Origin of the sequence: Paenarthrobacter sp. YJN-D, from assembly GCF_015040335.1 — a bacterium.
Classification (GTDB): Bacteria; Actinomycetota; Actinomycetes; order Actinomycetales; family Micrococcaceae; genus Arthrobacter; species Arthrobacter nicotinovorans.
The window spans coordinates 3,988,290-4,008,037 of the sequence record NZ_CP053549.1; the positions used below are offsets into that span (position 1 = coordinate 3,988,290).

Consider the following 19,748-nt stretch of genomic DNA (forward strand, 5'->3'; position numbering starts at 1 on the left):
GTTTGGGGGCGGGGTCAAGCACTTGGCTGCGCGCCGAGATGCCATTTGATGACAATGTTTGCGCGGCAAAGTCAATTGGTGGGAGCAACGCTGGGGGTTAGGCCGCTTGTAGCAGCTGGTTTAGCCGGTTGGCTGGGGTCTCGAGGTTCAGTGTTGGTCTGGGGCGGCGGTTGAGTTTCGCTGCGACCAGGCGGATGTCCTCGGGGGTGTGCACTGAAAGGTCAGTGCCTTTCTCGAACCAGAACCGCAGGAGCCGGTTGGTGTTTTCGTTGGTGCCGCGCTGCCAGGGCGAGTGCGGGTCGCAGAAGTACATCGTCGTATCGAGAGCGGTCTGGATTTTTGCGTAGTCGGCCAGTTCGGTGCCGCGGTCCCAGGTGATCGACCGGCGCAGGTGATCCGGGAGGGAGGCCATCTCCCGGATCATCGCGGCGGCAACGGTTTCCGCGGTGTGGTCCCCTGGCAGGTGCAGCAGGATCGTGAACCGGGTTGAGCGTTCCACCAAGGTTCCGATCGCTGTCCCGTTGGCGCCGATGATGAGGTCACCTTCCCAATGCCCGGGCACTGCCCGGTCCTGGACCTCGGCGGGACGTTGGCTGATCTTGAAGGCCTCTTTATAGGGGCTGTTGGCGCGCCGGTCAGTGCCGTGGGGGATGCGTTGTTTGCGTTTCAGGCTGAGCTTTTCGGCCAGGTCCGCCCGCAGGTTCCCGCGGGTTTGGACGTAAAGGGCCTGGTAGATCGTCTCGTGGCTCACCTGCATAGTCTGATCGTCACCGAAGTAATACGCCAACATCGAGGAGATCAGCTTCGGACTCCACCCGTCATCCATCCAGACGCCGATCAGCCGGCACAAACCCTCGTCCTTGGCCAGCCTGAAGGGTTTGGGACGGCGCCTGTCCTGATGCGCTTTGGCGTGAGCGACCGAGGCGTAGTACTTCCCGTCCGCGCTCGTGTGGCGTTTGACCTCCCGCCAAACTACGGACTTATCCCGCCCGATCAATGCGCCGATCTTCGCGTAACTGAGGCCCATCCGCACACCCATCTGGATCATGCCTCGCTCTTCCAGACCCAACGCACGGCCAGGGCCCCCGACTGAAGGAGCAGGATCGGCAAGACCTCCGGTAGCACCCCGGTTCACGGTCATCATTAGGCCAGACTGAACCCACCAATTGTGCCCGGTAGCGTGCACCGCCCCGACACGCCGGGCAGCAGTACGAACAGGCATCCCCGCACACACCAAATCAAGAAACTCAGTACGCGCAGCCTTGGGGAACAACTTGACCATAAAACGCTCCATCAATCAGAGCGTTGCAACGACCCTATGACTTTGCCCGCGGCGGATTGTCATCAAATGCCACCTCGACGGCGGATGGGCAACTACCCCAGGGAGCGGCCACCCAGGCGCGTGGTGACCTTGGCCGCGGCTGCGGCGCAGGCTTCGCCGAGGCTGCCCAGGGTGTCCTGTGAGACCCGGAATTTGGGGGCAGGAATCAAGACGGAGGCCACGATGTCGCCCCTGTGGTCGTAGACCGGCGAAGCAACCCCGACCTCTTCGATGGAGGTTTCGCCGAAGTTGGCGGCCCAGCCCCGTTTAGCGGCTTCTTCAAGCCGAGCCAGGTAACTTTCGACAGAAGCTTCGTCCAGGCCCGGCAGGGTGATGGAACCACTGCGCAGCAGGTTCCGCACCCTGTCCTTGTCTTCGTTGGCAAGGAACACCTGCACCGATGAACTCAATGCCTCGTTGTAGCGGGCTCCGAGCGGGGCCAGGTGTTTCACCTGGTGGCGGCTGGGGATCTGCTCCACGCACATGGACTCGACGCCGTTCCACACCATGAGGGCGCTCGTCTCGCCCGTGCGTTCGGTCAACTCCCGCAGTACGGGGTAGGCCACGCGTCGCTCTTCGAGTTCCGCCAGGAGGGGGCCCGCCATCGCGATCATCCCCAACCCCAAGCGGAACCTGCGCGAATCGACGTCGCGCTCTACCAGGTTTTCCTGCTCCAGCGTGGCCAGGATGCGAGACACCGTACTCTTGTGCAGGCCGATCCGGCCCGCGATTTCGGTGACCCCCAGGAGCGGCTCGTCTGCAGTAAAGCTCCTCAGCACCGCGATGGCGTTGACGATGACGGACGTGCTCTTGCTGTCGCCGTTACCGTTGTTGCCGTCAGGAGTCTCGCTGGTTTCCGTGGGAGTCATGGGTTCACTATATTTCGCCGCGGCGGCCCGGAAGTTCCGGACCAGGGCCGGCGGACGCCGTGCACATCGCCCGCCGGCCGTTCCACCCTAGGCTCCGATGATGTTGTACTCGGGGCCGAACGGGAACTTGGTGATGTTCTCCGCACCGTCCTCGCCGACCACCAGGATGTCGTGTTCCCGGTATCCGCCGGCGCCCGGCTGGCCGTCCAGCACAGTGATCATGGGCTCCATCGAAACCACCATGCCGGGCTCGAGGACCGTGTCGATGTCCTCGCGCAGTTCAAGACCGGCTTCACGTCCGTAGTAGTGGCTGAGCACACCGAACGAGTGGCCGTAGCCGAAGGTCCGGTTCGCCAGGAGGCCGTGGCTGATGTAGATCTCGTTGAGCTCCGCAGCGATGTCCTTGCAGACAGCGCCCGGCTTGATAAGTTCCAGTCCGCGCTTGTGGACCTCAACGTTGATGTTCCACAGTTCCAGTGAGCGGGCATCCGGTTCGCCGTAGAACAGGGTGCGCTCCAGGGCGGTGTAGTAGCCGCTGGTCATCGGGAAGCAGTTCAGGGACAGGATGTCGTGTTCCTGGATCTTGCGGGTGGTGGCCCAGTTGTGGGCGCCGTCGGTGTTGATGCCCGACTGGAACCACACCCAGGTATCGCGGATTTCCGAGTCGGGGAAGGTCCGGGCAATCTCGTGGACCATGGCCTCGGTGCCGATCAGGGCAACCTCGTACTCCGTGATACCCGCAGTGATCGCGTTACGGATGGCTTCGCCGCCCAAATCACCGATGCGCGCGCCGTGTTTGATGACAGCGATCTCTTCGTCGGACTTGATCATGCGCTGGCGCATGGCCGCCTGCGCAACGTCCACGAGCGTCGCGCCGGAGAACGCGGCCTGGATCTTGTTCCGGTTGTCCAAGGGCAGCGAGTCATCCTCGACGCCGATGCGGCGCGGGTTGATGCCGCGGGTCCGCAGGACTTCCTGGATGGCATGAATGTAGTTGTCGCGGCGCCAGTCCGTGTACACGAGGTTGTCGCCGTAGCTGCGGCGCCAAGGCATACCGGCGTCGATATTGGCCGTAATGGTGACCGTGTCATCCTTGGTGACCACCATGCCGTAGGACCGGCCGAAGTAGGTGAAGAGGAAGTCGGAGTAGTACTTGATGGAGTGGTAGCTGGTGAGGACGACGGCGTCGAGGTCCTTCTCGGCCATAATCCTGCGGAGGCCGGCGAGGCGGCGTTCGAACTCAGCGTCGGAGAAGGTCAGCGAAACCTTTCCGCCGTTGTGAAGGACCTTGGTGCGCTCGAGTTTTGCGACATCGTTGACGGACTCGTTTTCGGTGATGGTCATGGTGTTCCTTTCAATGGGTTGGTTCGACTAGTCCTGCTGCAGCGGCTTCTTTGACGTTTCTGCTGCGAAAAGGACTGCGATGAGGGAAACGAGGGCGGCGGCCACGAGGTACCAGCCGGGGGCCAGCTTGCTGTGGGTCATGCCGATCAGGAGTGTTGCCATGAACGGTGCGGTGCCGCCGAACAGGGCGTTGGAGAGGTTGAAGCTGACAGCAAAGCCGGTGTAGCGGACCTTCGTGGGGAAGAGTTCGGCGAGGAAACTGGGCAGGGTACCGTCGTTGAGGGTGAGCATCCCGCCCAGCAGGATCTGCACCAGCACGATCACCAGGAAGTTGCGGGTGTCCAGGAGCATGAAGGCCGGGACGGTCAGCAGGATGAAGAGGACTGACGCCGTCATGAGCATGCGCTTGCGGCCGAATTTGTCGGAGGCAATACCGGTCAGGAAGATGAAGCCGATGTAGCTGGCCAGGGCAATGGTGGTGGCCAGGAACGATTCCGAGGCTCCGAAGCCCAGCTCTTCCGACAGGTAGGTGGGCATGTAGCTGAGGATCACGTAGAAGCCGACGGCGTTGAGCAGCACCGCACCGGTGGCGATGATGAGCTGCTTCCGGTAGGTCCTGAACATGGCGAAGGCAGGTGCTTTGACTGCGGTGTCCTTCTCGGCCAGTTCACGGAATGCCGGCGTGTCCTCCAGCTTGGTCCGGATGTAACGACCAATCAGGCCCATGGGTGCCGCAAGCAGGAAGGGCAGGCGCCAGCCCCATTCGTTCAGCTGCTCTGTGGTGAGGATCGAACTCAGCAGGGCGGCCAGCAGGGATCCCAGCAGCAGTCCCGCTGCCGTACTTGCAGGCACGACGGCGGCATAGAGTCCGCGGCGATTGGCCGGTGCGTACTCCACCAGGAAGGCGGACGCGCCTGCATACTCGCCGGCGGCCGAGAAGCCTTGGACTACCCGGACCAGGAGGAGAAGGATGGGCGCCATGACGCCGATCGTGGCGTAGCCCGGGATCAGGGCGATGCAGAAAGTGGCCACCGACATCAGGACGATCGAGAGACTGAGTGCTTGCTTGCGGCCGAGCCTGTCTCCGATGTGGCCCCAAATGAAACCGCCGAGCGGCCTCACGAAGAAGCTGATGGCGAAGACTCCGAAGGTCGCGAGCAGGGCGGTTTGCCGGTCGGACTCAGGGAAGAAGACCGAGGAGATGATGCCGGCCAGATAACCGTAGACGGCGTAATCGAACCATTCGACAAAGTTGCCGATGAAGCTGGCAGTGACAACCCGCCGTCGGGTGTCTTTGCTGACTGTGTTCTTGCTGGCTGTGTTCTTGGGGCTGGGTGTGTGGTCGTGGCCGGAGGCGGGTGACGTGCCTTGCTCGGCTGCCACAGAGGATTCATTGCTCATGTGTCCACCAAAATCATTGGGGTTGCATTCAACGCAACGCTGTTGCACCAGAGTATGTGTGCTGTGGATCACGGTCAAGGGGTGATTTGCAAAATTTCGAGCGGCTGCCCTGGCGAAGTGCTGCGGAGCGTGGGGGCGAGGGTGGATTCGCTCCTTGTTGCACTGGGTGATTTCAAGTTGCACTGAGAGCTAAAACTCGCCCAACCCTCGCTCACATCCCGCGCCCTTCACCCCAACGCTTCATCACACCCCACGCCCTTCAACCCAACGCTTCATCACACCCCACGCCCTTCAACCCAACGCTTCATCACACCCCACGCCCTTCAACCCGACGCTTCATCACACCCCCGCCCTTCAACCCACCCCCCTCAGCCGCACAAGAGGGAAAGCCCGACGTCGGCACCCAGCCTGGGTGCCGACGTCGGGCCTCGCGACTCACCGACAAGCGGGCAGCATCAGACTCCCGGCGATTTGGGTCAAACCCAGATCACACCCAGCTCAAACACGCGGAACGTGAGCAAGCGTCGGAAAGGAAGCACGCGGAACGTGAACAAGCGACCGCACCAAGCACGCGGAACGTGAACAAGCGTTCACACCAAGCACGCGGAACGTGAGGAAGCGTCCACACCAAACACGCGGAATGTGAGCAAGCGTCGGAAAGGAAGCACGCGGAACGTGAGGAAGCGTCCACACCAAGCACGCGGAACGTGAGGAAGCGTCGGAAGGAAACACGCGGAACGTGAGCAAGCGTCCGCGCCAAGCACGCGGAACGTGAGTGAGGGTCAGAGGACCTTGCGGATGGTCTCTTCGAAGCTGACCACGTGATTCAGGGCCAGCTCGGCGGCGAGGTTTTCGTCGCCGTCGGCGATGGCGGTGAGGAGGTCGGCGTGCTCGGAGATGTGGCCGGAGACCGAGGGCATCTTCTCAAGCATGTGGCACCAGATGCGGGTTGCGAGGTTGTCGTACCTGATGAGGACGTCCTCGAGGTGCGCATTGGCCGAGGCTTTGTAGATGAGCCGGTGGACCTGGATGTCGTAGCGCATGAGTTCGGTCGAGGAAGCATCCTGCCCCTCGAGGTCCCGGATGGCGGCAGCTACGGCGCGGAGTTCGTCGCGCATTGCGGGGCTCGCCATGCGTGCGGCCTTGCGGGATGCCAGGGGCTCCAGGAGTTCGCGGATTTCGGAGACTTCAGCGAGTTGGGTGATGTCCACTCCGGTGGCGAATGTACCCCGCCGGGGGTAGGAAACCACAAGGTGGTCGCTCTCCAAGCGCTTAATGGCCTCGCGGACGGGGGTGCGGCCGATGCCGAGTTCGGCCGCGATCTGGCCGTCATTGATGGGATCGCCAGGCTTGATGTCCAGCATGATGAGCCTGTCACGCAGCAGCAGGTAGGCGTTCTCCGCGAGGGACGTACCCTGCGGAGCTGATTCCAGTGCTTCCAAAGCTGTGGTCATGGCTCTCTCCCGTTGTCGCAATCCCAGTCTGTCGGACGAGTTGCCGCAGACCTGTTGACGACCATGTGATCTTCAACATACTATGGCAACAGTTCTAATATATCAGTTGCCCAACAGTCGGCCACTAGACAATCGTCAAAGGAGAACACCATGGTTGAACCCCTGATCCGCCCGCTCGCACAGGCGGACCCGGAGGTTGATCAGGCGATCGCCCAGGAACTCATCCGCCAGCAGTCCACGCTGGAAATGATCGCCTCTGAAAACTTCGCCCCTACGGCTGTCATGGAAGCCCAAGGCTCAGTGCTGACCAACAAGTACGCCGAAGGCTACCCGGGCAAGCGCTACTACGGCGGCTGCGAACACGTTGATGTGATCGAACAGCTTGCCATCGACCGCCTGAAGTCCCTCTTTGGCGCCGGATTCGCCAATGTCCAGCCGCACTCCGGCGCGCAGGCCAACGCTTCGGCAATGCACGCCCTGATCAACGCAGGCGACACCATCATGGGCCTGAACCTCGCCCACGGCGGCCACCTGACCCACGGCATGCGCATCAACTTCTCCGGCAAGCTCTACAACGTGGTCCCCTACGGCGTCCGCGAGGACACCCACACCATCGACATGGCTGAGGTTGAGCGCCTCGCGCTTGAGAACAAGCCCCAGCTCATCGTCGCCGGCTGGTCCGCCTACTCCCGCCACGTAGACTTCGCCGAGTTCCGCCGCATCGCGGACCTGGTGGGCGCGTACCTCATGGTGGACATGGCCCACTTCGCCGGCCTGGTGGCAGCCGGGCTCCACCCGAGCCCCGTGCCGCACGCGCACATCGTCACCAGCACCACGCACAAGACCCTCGGCGGCCCGCGCGGCGGCGTGATCCTGACCAACGACGCCGACATCGCCAAGAAGGTCAACTCGGCTGTCTTCCCGGGCCAGCAAGGCGGCCCGCTGGAACACGTCATCGCCGCCAAGGCTGTGGCCTTCAAGATGGCTGCGGAACCGGAATTCCAGGAGCGCCAGGCCCGCGTGCTGGAAGGCTCCAAGATCCTGGCCCAGCGCCTCCTCCAGGACGACGTCGCCGCGGCCGGTATCTCCGTCGTCAGCGGCGGAACCGATGTTCACCTGGTCCTCGCCGACCTCCGCAACTCCGAACTCAACGGACAGCAGGCCGAGGACACCCTCCACCGGATCGGCATCACGGTCAACCGCAACGCCGTCCCGTTCGACCCCCGCCCGCCGATGGTCTCCTCCGGACTCCGCATCGGCACCCCGGCACTCGCGGCCCGCGGCTTCGGAGCCGAAGAGTTCACGGAGGTCTCGGACATTATTGCGACGGCGTTGATCGCCGCAGCGGCGACCGGCACCCTGGACGACTCGACCGCCGTCGAACTGCGCAACCGCGTGACCGCACTGGCAGACAAGCTGCCCCTCTACCCCAACCTTTCCACGGCCGGAAACGGCGCCGGAACCGAAGCAGAACTGATTGGAGCAGCCCAGTGAGTGCAGACCACCTCCCCGAGCACCCGGACTTCCTCTGGCGCAACCCGGATCCGAAGAAGAGCTACGACGCCGTGATCGTAGGCGGCGGTGGACACGGCCTGGCCACCGCGTACTTCCTGGCCAAGAACCACGGCATGACCAACATCGCCATCCTGGAAAAGGGCTGGCTGGCCGGTGGCAACATGGCGCGCAACACCACGATCATCCGTTCCAACTACCTCTGGGACGAGAGCGCTGCCATCTACGAGCACGCCCTCAAGCTCTGGGAAATCCTGCCCGAAGAGCTGGAGTACGACTTCCTGTTCAGCCAGCGCGGCGTCATGAACCTCGCCCACACTTTGGGCGATGTCCGCGAGAGCATGCGCCGCGTGGGTGCCAACCGGCTCAACGGCGTGGACGCTGAGTGGCTTGAACCGGACCAGGTCAAGGAACTCTGCCCCATCCTTAACACCAGCGACAACATCCGCTACCCGGTCATGGGCGCCACGTACCAGCCGCGTGCAGGCATTGCGAAGCACGACCACGTCGCCTGGGCCTTCGCCCGGAAGTGCGATGAACTCGGTGTGGACATCATCCAGAACTGCGAGGTCACCGGCTTCATCAAGGACGGCAACAAGGTCACCGGTGTCCAGACCACGCGCGGCACCATCAACACCGAAAAGGTGGGCCTCTGCGCTGCCGGCCACAGCTCCGTGCTGGCCGAAATGGCCGGTTTCCGCCTGCCGATCCAGTCGCACCCGTTGCAGGCCTTGGTGTCGGAACTGCACGAGCCTGTCCACCCCACGGTGGTCATGTCCAACCACGTCCACGTCTACGTCTCCCAGGCCCACAAGGGCGAACTGGTGATGGGCGCCGGCGTCGACTCCTACAACGGCTACGGCCAGCGCGGCTCGTTCCACGTGATCGAGGAGCAGATGGCAGCAGCTGTTGAGCTCTTCCCGATCTTCGCCCGGGCCCATGTGCTCCGCACCTGGGGCGGAATTGTGGACACCACACTGGATGCTTCGCCGATCGTCGGGCTCACCCCGGTAGAGAACATGTTCGTCAACTGTGGCTGGGGAACCGGTGGCTTCAAGGGAACCCCTGCTGCCGGCCTGACTTTCGCCCACACTATCGCCACGGGTGCTCCGCACCAGCTGAACAAGCCTTTCGCGCTGGAACGCTTCGAGACCGGTGCACTCATCGACGAACACGGCGCAGCAGCCGTGGCCCACTAGCCAGGACAGGACAGGAAAGACATGCTCCTCATTTCATGCCCCAACTGCGGGCCACGCGATGAAACCGAATTCCATTACGGCGGCCAGGCGCACATCGCCTACCCCGAAAACCCGAACGACCTCAGCGACCGCGAATGGGCCGAGTACCTGTTCTACCGCGAGAACACCAAGGGCACTTTCGCTGAACGCTGGGTGCACAGCACGGGCTGCCGGCAGTGGTTCAACATGCTCCGCGACACCGTGAGCTACGAAATCCACTCCATCTACGCAATGGGCCAACCCCGACCCGACATCACCGCGTCGAGCCCCAAGGCCGCACCGGAGAAGCCAGGCGAATTCACCCAGAGCGGCGCTTACGGCCAGGCCGGCGAACCAGGCCTCGCCCCCGGCACAGCCACTGCCCCCACCACCTCGGAAGGAGTCTGAAAGTGACCAGCAAGAACGCACGCCTCGCCACCGGCGGACGCATCGATCGCAGCATCGCTTGGCGCTTCACCGTGGACGGCCGGGAATTCACCGGCCACCCGGGTGACACCATCGCCTCCGCGCTGCTGGCCAACGGCCACATCAATGCAGGCAACTCCCTTTACGAGGACCGCCCCCGCGGCATCATGGCCGCCGGGGTGGAAGAGTCCAACGCCCTGGTGAAGATCGCTCCGCGCTTCCCCGGGCACGTTGCCGAATCCATGCTCCCTGCCACCGCGGTTTCGCTGGTGGACGGCATGAATATCGAACTCCTTTCCGGCCTGGGCAAACTTGACCCCAACGAGGACAAGGCCGAGTACGACAAGAAGTACGTCCACACGGATGCCCTGGTGGTCGGCGGCGGTATCGCCGGATTGGCGGCAGCCCGCGAGGCTGTCCGCACCGGCGCCCGCGTCATCCTGATCGACGACCAGCCCGAACTCGGCGGCTCGCTGCTCTCCGGTTCAACCACGCCAGAGCTTGCCGAGCAGATCGAAGGCAAGCCGGCCCCCGAATGGGTTGCCGATGTTGAAGCTGAACTGGTTTCGGCAGCAGAGTGCACGGTGCTGAACCGCACCACCGCCTTCGGCTCCTACGACTCCAACTACTTCATCGCGGCCCAGAACCGCACGGACCACCTGAGCGTCCCGGCCGCATCAGGCGTCTCCCGCCAGCGTATTTGGCACATCCGTGCCAAGCAGGTTGTCCTGGCCCCCGGTGCCCACGAGCGTCCGTTGGTCTTCGAGAACAACGACCGCCCCGGCATCATGCTCGCCTCTGCTGCCCGCACCTACCTGAACCGCTACGCAGTGGCCGCCGGTTCGCGCGTCGTCATCAGCACCACCAACGACTCCGCTTACGCACTCGCCGCGGACCTGAAGGCAGCAGGCGTGGCGGTTGCCGCCGTCGTCGACGCCCGTCCGCAGATCAGCGCGAAAGCAGCCGCCGCCGTCGAGTCCGGTATCCGGGTCCTCATCGGCAGTGCCGTGGCCGACACGTCCGCGGATGAGAACGGCCGCCTGAACGGCGTCACCGTCCGGAGCATCAACGACGACGGCGAACTCACCTCGGGCGTCGAACAGTTGGCTGCCGATCTGCTCGCCGTTTCCGGCGGCTGGAGCCCGGTGGTCCACCTCCACAGCCAGCGCCAGGGCAAGCTGCGCTGGGACGACGAACTTGCCGCCTTCATCCCCGCAGCCCCGGTCCGTGACCAGCAGGTTGTCGGCGCAGGACGTGGCAGCTACGAATTGCAGGATTGCCTGGCTGAAGGAATCTCGGCCGGAGCAGCAGCATCCATTGCCGCCGGTTTCGAATCCGCAACCACCCCGGTGGAACTGCAGGCCCCTGTGGCAAGCGCACCGAGCCGCCAGCTGTGGCTGGTTCCCGGCCAGTCCGGTGAGCCCGGCGAATGGCACCACCACTTCGTCGATTTCCAGCGCGACCAGTCCGTGGCGGATGTCCTCCGCTCCACCGGGGCGGGCATGCGGTCCGTGGAGCACGTGAAGCGGTACACGTCCATCAGCACCGCCAACGATCAGGGCAAGACCTCCGGCGTCAACGCAATCGGCGTCATCGCCGCCGCGTTGAAGTTCGGCGGCGCGGAGAGCGTTCCGGGAGTCGGTGAAATCGGCACCACCGCCTATCGTGCGCCGTTCACGCCCGTGGCTTTCGCAGCCCTGGCCGGACGCCAGCGCGGCGAGCTCTTCGACCCCGCCCGGGTCACGTCCATCCACCCCTGGCACGTTGCCCAGGGCGCCCTGTTCGAAGACGTTGGACAGTGGAAGCGCCCCTGGTACTACCCGCAGGGCAGTGAAGACATGGATACGGCAGTCCTGCGCGAATGCGCGGCGGTCCGCGATTCCGTGGGCTTCATGGACGCCACCACGCTGGGCAAGATCGAGATCCGCGGCAAGGACGCGGGCGAATTCCTGAACCGCGTCTACACCAACGCGTTCAAGAAGCTCGCTCCGGGTTCGGCCCGCTACGGCGTCATGTGCACCCTCGACGGCATGATCTTCGATGACGGCGTGACCCTCCGCCTGGACGATGACCGCTACTTCATGACCACCACCACGGGCGGCGCAGCGAAGGTCCTCGACTGGCTGGAGGAATGGCACCAGACTGAATGGCCGGAACTTGACGTTGTTTTCACCTCCGTCACGGAGCAGTGGAGCACCATCGCCGTCGTCGGACCGAAATCCCGCGCCGTGCTCGCGAAGGTTGCACCGCAGCTGGCCGTGGATGGCGGCCTGGATGCTGAGGCCTTCCCGTTCATGACCTTCCGCGAGACCACGCTGGCCTCGGGAGTGCAGGCACGCGTTTGCCGCATCTCCTTCTCCGGCGAACTGGCCTACGAAATCAACGTGCCCTCCTGGTACGGACTCAACACCTGGGAAGCAGTCGCTGCCGCAGGTGCAGAGTTCAACATCACCCCGTACGGCACCGAAACCATGCACGTGCTCCGCGCCGAGAAGGGCTACCCGATCGTCGGGCAGGACACCGACGGCACGGTCACCCCGCAGGACGCCGGCATGGACTGGATCGTTTCCAAGGCCAAGGACTTCATCGGCAAACGCTCCTACCTCCGTGAGGACGCCAGCCGCGAGGACCGCAAGCACCTGGTGAGCGTCCTCCCTGTGGACCGCGCGCTGCGGTTGCCCGAAGGCACGCAGCTGGTGGAGAAGGGCATCCCGGTCAACCCGGCAAACGGACCTGTCCCCATGGAAGGCTTCGTAACTTCCAGCTACCACAGCGCCGCCTTGGGCCGCTCCTTCGCCCTGGCGCTCATCCAGAACGGCCGCAACCGCATCGGCGAGACCCTCGTGGCCTCGCTGGGAGACCAATTGGTGGACGTGGTTGTTGGCGAAACCGTACTTTTCGATGCTGAAGGGACCCGCAAAGATGGCTGAAACAGCAACACCATCAGAAACCGTCAACCGCGTACGGGGCGCCCGCCGCAGCCCCGCCGAGCACTTGGCTGACGCCTTCACCTCCGGCTCCGTGCCGGGCACGGTGACGCTCACCGAAATCCCGTACCAGGCCATGGTGGGGATCCGGGTTGACCGAACGTCCGACGCCGGTGCCCGCGTTGCGTCCGTGACCGGCGGCTTGCCCGCCGCTTGCGGTGAGGTGACGGTCGCCGCCGTTGCGGACAAGGGCTCCGTCAACACCTTGTGGCTCGGGCCCACCGAGTTCCTGGTGGTCGCACCGGAAGAAGCCCACGACTCCCTCGGCGGCTCCCTGGTCAGCGACCTGACCACGGCCCTGGGAAGCGACGCCGGCCAGGTGGTGGATCTGTCCGCCAACCGCACCACGTTTGAGCTCACCGGCAGCCATGCCCGCGCAGTGCTGGAGAAGACGTGCTCGCTGGACCTGCACCCCCGGGTGTTCAAGGCCGGCACGGCTGTCTCCACCGAACTTGCCCACATCCCGGTGATGCTCTGGAAGACCTCGGATGAGGGCTACCGGATCTTTCCCCGGGCGTCCTTTGCCGATTTCCTGGGACGTTGGCTCCTGGACGCCATGCGTGAATACGCTTCTCCTGAGGTCCCGTAATGGCACTGAGTGTGCTTGATCTGTTTTCTGTGGGCATCGGGCCGTCATCGTCACACACGGTGGGCCCGATGCGTGCGGCGAAGCAGTTCACGGATGGTCTTGAATCATCCGGCCAGCTCCCGGCCACGGTGCGCGTCCAGGCTGAGCTTTTCGGCTCCCTGGGCGCCACCGGCCGGGGCCACGGTTCCGACAAGGCCGTGGTGCTTGGACTGCAGGGCCACTCCCCCGAAACTGTGGACACTGCCACGGCTGACGACCAGGTTGCCGCCGCCGCGCTCGATGCCGAACTGCGTCTGGGCGGGAACCACCGGGTGGATTTCAACTGGGACGAGGACGTGGTCCTGCACCGCCGTAAGTCGCTTCCGGCCCACCCCAACGGCATGACGTTCCGCGCACTGGACCATACGGGGGCAGTGTTGCGGGAGCGCAGCTATTACTCCATCGGCGGCGGCTTCGTGGTGGACGGGGACGCCTCCGGGGCCGACAAAGTCGTAGCGGACGACACCGTGCTTCCGTACCCCTTCACCACTGCTGATGAACTGCTGGCCATTTGCGTGCGCGAAGGCAAGTCCATCTCCGACATCATGCTGGCCAACGAGCTCGTGTGGCGCTCAGAGGAAGAACTTCGCGAAAAGCTGTTGGGAATCTGGGCCGTCATGCAGGAATGCGTGGACAACGGCTGCTCCGCCGAGGGCATCCTGCCTGGAGGCTTGAAGGTCAGGCGACGGGCGCCGTCGTTGTTCAAGACGCTCGCGGCCACCGACGCCGCAAACAAGGCCGACGGGGCTGCATCCAATCCCTCGGACCCCCTCCTCGCCATGGAATGGGTGAACCTGTTCGCTCTGGCCGTGAATGAGGAGAACGCCGCGGGCGGCAGGATTGTCACCGCCCCCACCAACGGCGCGGCCGGTATTGTGCCTGCGGTGCTGCACTATTACACAAAGTTTGTTCCGGGAGCGAACGACGACGGTGTCGTGCGCTTCCTGCTCGCGGCGGCGGCCGTCGGGATCCTGTTCAAAATCAACGCATCCATTTCCGGCGCCGAAGTGGGCTGCCAAGGCGAGGTGGGTTCTGCCTGCTCCATGGCTGCTGCCGGGCTCTGCGAAGTCCTCGGCGGAACGCCGGAGCAGGTTGAAAACGCCGCTGAAGTGGGCATTGAGCACAACCTGGGCCTCACCTGCGACCCCGTGGGCGGACTGGTGCAGATCCCCTGCATCGAACGCAACGCGATTGCCAGCGTCAAGGCAATCAACGCCGCCCGCCTTGCCCTGCATGGCGACGGCAGCCACAAGGTATCGCTGGACAAGGCCATTAAGACCATGCGCGAGACAGGCGCGGACATGAAATCCAAGTACAAAGAGACCTCCCGTGGAGGCCTCGCCGTCAACGTAGTGGAGTGCTGACCATGACTGCCATCCAAACCGAAACCGCCGCTGTTTCTTCCGAGACCACCGTTGAACACGTCCTCACCTTGGACTGCCCCGAAGGACCCGGGATCGTCCACGCGGTATCAAGCTTCCTGCTGGAAAATGGCTGCGACATCATCGACAACAAGCAGTTCGGTGATCGCGCCGAGGGCCACTTCTTCATGCGGGTGCACTTCGCATCCTCCGGAGACGAGTCCACGCTGGACACCCTGCGTACCGCTTTCTGCCCGGTGGGAGAAAAATACTCCATGAACTGGCAGCTTGAGCGCCAGGGTTCCAAGCGCCGGGTTTTGATCATGGTCTCCAAATTCGGGCACTGCCTGAACGACCTCCTGTTCAGGGCGCGGATCGGTGAGCTGCCCATCGACGTGGTAGGCGTTGTTTCAAACCACACCGACCACCAGGGTCTGGCCGAGTGGCACGGAATCCCGTTCTTCCACGTTCCGGTCACGGCCGCCACCAAGCCCGCCGCCGAGGGGCGCCTGCTGGAAATCATCGACGAACTCGACGTGGAACTCATTGTGCTGGCCCGCTACATGCAGGTCCTCAGCGACGACCTCGCCCGGAAGCTCGACGGCCGGGCGATCAACATCCACCACTCGTTCCTGCCGAGCTTCAAGGGCGCCAAGCCCTACCACCAGGCATACGCGCGGGGCGTGAAAACCGTTGGCGCCACCGCCCATTACGTGAACGGCGAGCTGGATGAAGGACCCATCATCGCCCAGCAGGTAGTGGAGGTGGACCACACGTTCGGGCCGGACGATCTCGTAGCCGCCGGTCGGGACACCGAATGCAAGGCCCTCAGCAACGCCGTTCGTTGGCACTGCGAGGGGCGGATCATCCTGAATGGGAACAGGACGATTGTGTTGAAGTAGGGCCTTGTTGCGCCGAGATCGCGGGTCCGCTGCACGTTCGCCGTTCCGCAACGGCGAAGTGGTCAGTGGACCCGCGAATTGGTGTTTAAGGAGCTACAGCCGCTCCAACCGGGTAGCCAAATGCAACGCTGCAAGCCGCCCCGATCCCCGGGGATCTCCTCCGCACAGCTCAAAGATCCGCTGAAGACGGTGGTGCAAGGACTGCCGCTCCAGGTGCAATTCCCGGGCGGCCTGGGCCGTGTTGCAGCCCGTATCCAACCAGACAGCCAAGGTCCGCATCAGTTCGGACTTCTTCAGGCGGTCATGCTCGACGACGGCACCCAACTGCCGCTGCACAAACCCCTCGCGGGTGGCCGGGTCCAGGGATTCGCCAGCCAGGAGTTCAACGGCGAGGGTGTCTGCATCCACCACTCCGCGTCCAGTCGTATCGAGGTCGAAGGCTCTCCGTGCTTCAGCCAATGACCACGGCGCTTCGGAAATACCCCTGCCCGTCGGGCCCACAGCCACCACGGACCCTGATGGCACGTCGAGTGCCCGCAGCGCTTCCAGCAACACCTGCCGGGTGGCACTCCCGCCCAGGGAGGCGAGCGCGATCAGCTCCGCGTTATTGGCGTAGCTCGCACTGTGCGGGACGCAGCCGCGGAGCAGCGCGTCAACGGCCGGACGCAGATGTCCCGCGCTGGTGGATCGAATCACGACGGCGGCCACTGCACCATCCACGGGGAAGCCTGACGCCGGTCCAAGCTGTTGCAGCTGCCACTCCTGGCTTCCGGAATTGATGGCCCGCATGAGCTCGATGCCTGCCAGTTCCTTCAATCCCGGAGGCATGCGCTGCAGCAGCGCCAGGCCAAGGATGTCCACGGACCGTTCGCCGGCCACGCGCGCGAGGCCGGCATCGCCGCCGTCGGGCATTTTCACCTCGAGCCGAGCGGCAAGGACGCCCCGCACCGGCACGTCCACCACGGTGACGCTGCCGTCGTCGTCGGACGAAAAGGTGCCGCCGGCCGCCCCGAGCGTGAGGCCCGACGGCGAGACCAGCCTGGCGCTGGCGCCTGTCCTTTCGGCCAACACAGCGAGGAGTTGATCGAGTCCGCCGCCGTGGGCAAGTTCGGCGGCCATGGCATGGCTTGCCTGGTCACCGCGCTGGAGGTGCTCTACGGATTCACTCACCAGCAGCGAATTGATTTCCTGCATCACGCCGACGAACGGGACTACCTGACGGAGCTCGATGACTGGCAATCCGGCAGCCTCGGCGACCTCCAACATGGCCGCAGGCACTTCGGGCAGGGCCGGACCCGTCTCGAGGGCCAGTGCAGCGACTCCCCGGGCCGCGAGGTCGCGGACATAGTCAGCCTGCCGTTCTGCCGTCACGCCGGCGAGCGCCTGCCCACCACTGAGGAGCAGTTCGCCGCCGCTGAGGAGCGGAGCGATGTCCAGGACCTCGCTGGAGTGCACCCATCGGACAGGCCGGGACAGCGCCTCCGGCACGTCATTGAGCAGCTTCGGTTCGGCAGATCTGAGGCTTTGGTACTCCAGAGCCGCGCCCAGCAGAATCGGCATGACACTCCGTACGGTTTGGGGTGATTTGTTTAGACACATCGTATCTTGTTGCTGTGATATGGCGCACATACGCTGAAAGGGTCCCTTTCACACACGGAGGCTCTCCCTATGCAAGACAACCTCTCCCCTTCGCCTTCACCTTCAGCGCAGTCTGGGCCAGCAACGGCGCCGGCCCATGACAGCGAAGCCTGGCTCCAACCCATCCCCGAATCAGACCGCACCCGCAAGGTTTCCGGACAGTTCTGGATCTGGGCCGGCGCCAACCTTGCCCCTATCAACTGGGTGCTGGGTGCACTGGGCATCCATCTGGGCCTCGGCTTCGCAGACACCGTGATAGTCCTGGTCCTGGGAAACCTGATCGGCATGCTCTTATTCGGATGCTTCGTCCTCCTTGGACAAAAGACCGGCGCCACAGGAATGGTTCTGGCCCGGGCGGCTTTTGGCCGCCGTGGCAACTACCTGCCGGCAGCGATCCAGGCACTTCTGGTCATCGGGTGGTGCGCCGTCAACACCTGGATCATCCTGGACCTGGTCATGGCGCTCTTCGGAACCCTCGGCTGGGTGGATCCCAACGCACAGAACTACGCTTGGAAGATCGGCGTCGCCACGGCCATCATGGCCGCGCAGGTCGCCATCGCCTGGTTCGGCTACAAAGCCATCGCGGCCTTTGAGAAGTGGACGGTTCCGCCCACCATCATCATCCTGGCCGTGATGTCCGCCGTGGCCTGGTTCGGCATGAAGATCGACTGGGGCTACGCAGGACCGGCCGGCAACATCCTCGAAGGCTCAGAGCGGATCGCCGCCATGAGCGCAGTCATGACCGCCATCGGTATCGGCTGGGGCATCACCTGGTTCACCTACGCCGCCGACTACTCCCGCTTCGTCAGCACCTCGGTTCCCAAGCGCAAGCTCTACCTGGCCTCGGTCCTCGGCCAGTTCATCCCCGTCGTCTGGCTGGGCATCCTCGGCGCAAGCTTGGCCACCAACAGCGGCGAGATCGATCCCGGCAAGCTGATTGTCCAAAACTTCGGAGTCCTTGCCCTCCCCGTACTGCTCATGGTGCTGCACGGCCCCATCGCTACCAACATCCTGAACATCTACACCTTCTCCGTTGCCACCCAGGCCTTGGACATCAACATCAGCCGCCGCAAGCTGAACTTGTTCGTGGGCGTCTTCTCGCTCATCGCCGTCGTGTTCTTCATCTTCCAGGAGGACTTCGCAGCAGTGCTCGACGCCTGGCTGATCGGCCTGGTCGCCTGGGTTGCCGCTTGGGGCGGAGTCATGCTGGTGCACTACTTCTGGCTTGAGAAGCGCTGGCCGGCGAAGGTGGATCGGCTCTTCGACGGCGTCGGCACCCACCGGCTTCCCGTCATCAACTGGGCCGGAATCGTATCCCTCCTGGTGGGCATCTTCTCCACGTGGCTGTTCATGTACGGCCTGGTTCCCGCCATGCAGGGCCCCATCGCCGTCGCCTTGGGCGGTTGGGACCTTTCGTGGCTGGCCGGCGGGCTCACCAGCGCCGCTGCCTACGCGATCCTGGGCCCCCGCGCACACAAAAAGTACCTCCTCGCGGACTCGAACCACGTATCAGTGACACAGCCAGCCGCACCTTCAGTTCCCGAAAGGACCACAGCATGAACCAGCCCGCCTTCGCTGATGCGCTCCACCCGATCATGTGGCCCGAGGGCTTCCAGGCCGCGGCGTCCTTCACCTTCGACGTCGATGCCGAGTCCTGCACCATCGCCCATGACCCCTCCAGCACGCGGCGCATGTCCCTCATGAGCCACCAGTCTTATGGGCCAAAGATAGCTGTTCCCCGATTGCTGCAGATCCTGGATCGACAGGACATCCAAGGTACGTTCTTCATCCCGGGGTTCACGGCAGAGAGCTACCCTGACGTGGTGCGCAGGATCGCTGATGCCGGGCACGAAATCGCCCATCACGGCTATCTGCACGAACCAATGCAGGGCATTGATGCCGCCACCGAAGCCAGCTACCTGGATCGCGGCCTCGAGGCACTCGCCAACGTGGCCGGCATCCGTCCGGTGGGCTACCGGGCACCTTGGTGGGAGTTGAACTGGCAATCACCGGCCCTGCTCGCGGACCGTGGCTTCCTCTACGATTCAAGCCTGCTCGACGGCGACGCCCCCTACCGGATGGCCGTCGCCGAGGACGACCCGCGGGACATCGTGGAAATCCCCGTGGATTGGGCACTGGACGACTGGGAGCAATACGGTTTCTACCCTGGAGTCACAGGCAGTGGCGTCATTGAGAGCCCGGCCAAGGCACTTGAGATGTGGACCTTGGAGGCCGAGGCTCACCACTCCCAGGGCAGCTGCTTCGTCCTCACCAATCACCCGTTCATCTCCGGCCGGCCATCCCGCGCCGTGGCCTTGGAACGGCTGATCGAACGGGTCAAGGGCCTGGACGGCATGTGGGTCACCACCTTGGCCGAGATTGCCCGGCACACCAAGGACACAATCCGGGAAGTCCACTCGCACGCCCGGATCGATATCCCACTGTTCCCGGGCGCGGGAGCAACGTTCCGTCCGGCGGAAATCAAGGTGCCCACCGGAGCGCCCACCGGAGCGCCCGCCCTCCGCTAAAAACATCGCCGAGTTGGCAAAAGATGACGATGTTGAAGCGGCGTCTTCAGGTGGCTAGTGCAACACCCCTGTAGTTGGAGGGGTGTCATGGTCAAGAAGTTGCCGTGGTCGGTTCGTGCGTGTGCGTATGAGCACTTGCTGGCGGGTGAGGACACGGGAC

The 19,748-nt window shown here is 64.0% G+C and carries 15 protein-coding genes; 9 read left to right on the top strand and 6 right to left on the bottom strand.

All coding sequences use genetic code 11. The features are described 5' to 3' along the window. Window positions 1–97: 97 nt before the first annotated feature. The 5 genes from HMI60_RS18485 to HMI60_RS18505 form a co-directional block, all read right to left on the bottom strand. Entirely contained in the window at window positions 98–1,282 is a 1,185-nt protein-coding gene (locus tag HMI60_RS18485; RefSeq protein ID WP_039243563.1) for an IS30 family transposase, read from the bottom strand. 92 nt (window positions 1,283–1,374) lie between these two features. Continuing rightward, on the bottom strand, window positions 1,375–2,190 hold the full coding sequence (locus HMI60_RS18490) for an IclR family transcriptional regulator (protein ID WP_193590183.1): 816 nt from the start codon (window positions 2,188–2,190) through the stop codon (window positions 1,375–1,377). 87 nt (window positions 2,191–2,277) lie between these two features. Beyond that, a complete protein-coding gene (locus HMI60_RS18495; RefSeq protein WP_018780314.1) occupies window positions 2,278–3,534 on the bottom strand; it encodes an aminopeptidase P family protein in 1,257 nt (418 codons plus the stop codon). Between the two features lie 27 nt (window positions 3,535–3,561). After that, window positions 3,562–4,935: an MFS transporter gene (locus HMI60_RS18500; protein ID WP_193590184.1), complete on the bottom strand. Its 1,374-nt coding sequence runs from the start codon at window positions 4,933–4,935 to the stop codon at window positions 3,562–3,564. Between the two features lie 782 nt (window positions 4,936–5,717). Continuing rightward, window positions 5,718–6,389, bottom strand: coding sequence for a GntR family transcriptional regulator (locus HMI60_RS18505; RefSeq protein ID WP_018780316.1), 672 nt, complete (start codon window positions 6,387–6,389; stop codon window positions 5,718–5,720). Window positions 6,390–6,539: 150 nt separating this feature from the next. On the opposite strand from HMI60_RS18505, the gene glyA reads away from it, so the two are divergent. The 7 genes from glyA to purU are packed head-to-tail and all read left to right on the top strand — an operon-like array spanning window position 6,540 to window position 15,422. Continuing rightward, window positions 6,540–7,883: a serine hydroxymethyltransferase gene (gene glyA, locus HMI60_RS18510; protein ID WP_227453592.1), complete on the top strand. Its 1,344-nt coding sequence runs from the start codon at window positions 6,540–6,542 to the stop codon at window positions 7,881–7,883. Then, window positions 7,880–9,100 (top strand): sarcosine oxidase subunit beta family protein, encoded by a 1,221-nt coding sequence (locus HMI60_RS18515; RefSeq protein ID WP_039243264.1) that lies wholly within the window; start codon window positions 7,880–7,882, stop codon window positions 9,098–9,100. Before glyA ends, HMI60_RS18515 begins: the two co-directional genes overlap by 4 nt. Before the next feature lie 21 nt (window positions 9,101–9,121). Continuing rightward, window positions 9,122–9,526, top strand: coding sequence for a sarcosine oxidase subunit delta (locus HMI60_RS18520; protein WP_018780319.1), 405 nt, complete (start codon window positions 9,122–9,124; stop codon window positions 9,524–9,526). A gap of 2 nt (window positions 9,527–9,528) precedes the next feature. Beyond that, the gene (locus HMI60_RS18525; protein ID WP_193590185.1) at window positions 9,529–12,474 is read left to right on the top strand and encodes a sarcosine oxidase subunit alpha family protein; all 2,946 of its coding nucleotides are present in this window, start codon (window positions 9,529–9,531) and stop codon (window positions 12,472–12,474) included. Next, window positions 12,467–13,120, top strand: coding sequence for a sarcosine oxidase subunit gamma (locus HMI60_RS18530; protein ID WP_193590186.1), 654 nt, complete (start codon window positions 12,467–12,469; stop codon window positions 13,118–13,120). Before HMI60_RS18525 ends, HMI60_RS18530 begins: the two co-directional genes overlap by 8 nt. Next, window positions 13,120–14,523 (top strand): L-serine ammonia-lyase, encoded by a 1,404-nt coding sequence (locus tag HMI60_RS18535; RefSeq protein WP_018780322.1) that lies wholly within the window; start codon window positions 13,120–13,122, stop codon window positions 14,521–14,523. Before HMI60_RS18530 ends, HMI60_RS18535 begins: the two co-directional genes overlap by 1 nt. A 2-nt stretch (window positions 14,524–14,525) precedes the next feature. Continuing rightward, window positions 14,526–15,422 (top strand): formyltetrahydrofolate deformylase, encoded by an 897-nt coding sequence (gene purU, locus HMI60_RS18540; RefSeq protein ID WP_026267513.1) that lies wholly within the window; start codon window positions 14,526–14,528, stop codon window positions 15,420–15,422. A 93-nt stretch (window positions 15,423–15,515) separates the two neighbouring features. On the opposite strand, the gene HMI60_RS18545 is transcribed toward purU, so the two are convergent. After that, window positions 15,516–16,982, bottom strand: a complete 1,467-nt coding sequence (locus HMI60_RS18545; protein ID WP_110506184.1) for a PucR family transcriptional regulator — start codon at window positions 16,980–16,982, stop codon at window positions 15,516–15,518. Between the two features lie 108 nt (window positions 16,983–17,090). On the opposite strand from HMI60_RS18545, the gene HMI60_RS18550 reads away from it, so the two are divergent. Both HMI60_RS18550 and HMI60_RS18555 read left to right on the top strand, forming a co-directional pair. Then, window positions 17,091–18,620, top strand: coding sequence for a cytosine permease (locus HMI60_RS18550; RefSeq protein WP_018780325.1), 1,530 nt, complete (start codon window positions 17,091–17,093; stop codon window positions 18,618–18,620). Next, window positions 18,617–19,588 (top strand): polysaccharide deacetylase, encoded by a 972-nt coding sequence (locus HMI60_RS18555; protein ID WP_018780326.1) that lies wholly within the window; start codon window positions 18,617–18,619, stop codon window positions 19,586–19,588. Before HMI60_RS18550 ends, HMI60_RS18555 begins: the two co-directional genes overlap by 4 nt. The last annotated feature ends 160 nt before the right edge of the window (window positions 19,589–19,748 follow it).

Excerpts from the sequence above, each read along its gene's own strand:
- HMI60_RS18485 (WP_039243563.1), bottom strand. The coding sequence starts at position 1,282 with ATGGTCAAGTTGTTCCCCAAGGCTGCGCGTACTGAGTTTCTTGATTTG.
- HMI60_RS18490 (WP_193590183.1), bottom strand. The coding sequence starts at position 2,190 with ATGACTCCCACGGAAACCAGCGAGACTCCTGACGGCAACAACGGTAAC.
- HMI60_RS18495 (WP_018780314.1), bottom strand. The coding sequence starts at position 3,534 with ATGACCATCACCGAAAACGAGTCCGTCAACGATGTCGCAAAACTCGAG.
- HMI60_RS18500 (WP_193590184.1), bottom strand. The coding sequence starts at position 4,935 with ATGAGCAATGAATCCTCTGTGGCAGCCGAGCAAGGCACGTCACCCGCC.
- HMI60_RS18505 (WP_018780316.1), bottom strand. The coding sequence starts at position 6,389 with ATGACCACAGCTTTGGAAGCACTGGAATCAGCTCCGCAGGGTACGTCC.
- glyA (WP_227453592.1), top strand. The coding sequence starts at position 6,540 with ATGGTTGAACCCCTGATCCGCCCGCTCGCACAGGCGGACCCGGAGGTT.
- HMI60_RS18520 (WP_018780319.1), top strand. The coding sequence starts at position 9,122 with ATGCTCCTCATTTCATGCCCCAACTGCGGGCCACGCGATGAAACCGAA.
- HMI60_RS18530 (WP_193590186.1), top strand. The coding sequence starts at position 12,467 with ATGGCTGAAACAGCAACACCATCAGAAACCGTCAACCGCGTACGGGGC.
- HMI60_RS18535 (WP_018780322.1), top strand. The coding sequence starts at position 13,120 with ATGGCACTGAGTGTGCTTGATCTGTTTTCTGTGGGCATCGGGCCGTCA.
- purU (WP_026267513.1), top strand. The coding sequence starts at position 14,526 with ATGACTGCCATCCAAACCGAAACCGCCGCTGTTTCTTCCGAGACCACC.
- HMI60_RS18545 (WP_110506184.1), bottom strand. The coding sequence starts at position 16,982 with ATGCCGATTCTGCTGGGCGCGGCTCTGGAGTACCAAAGCCTCAGATCT.
- HMI60_RS18550 (WP_018780325.1), top strand. The coding sequence starts at position 17,091 with ATGCAAGACAACCTCTCCCCTTCGCCTTCACCTTCAGCGCAGTCTGGG.
- HMI60_RS18555 (WP_018780326.1), top strand. The coding sequence starts at position 18,617 with ATGAACCAGCCCGCCTTCGCTGATGCGCTCCACCCGATCATGTGGCCC.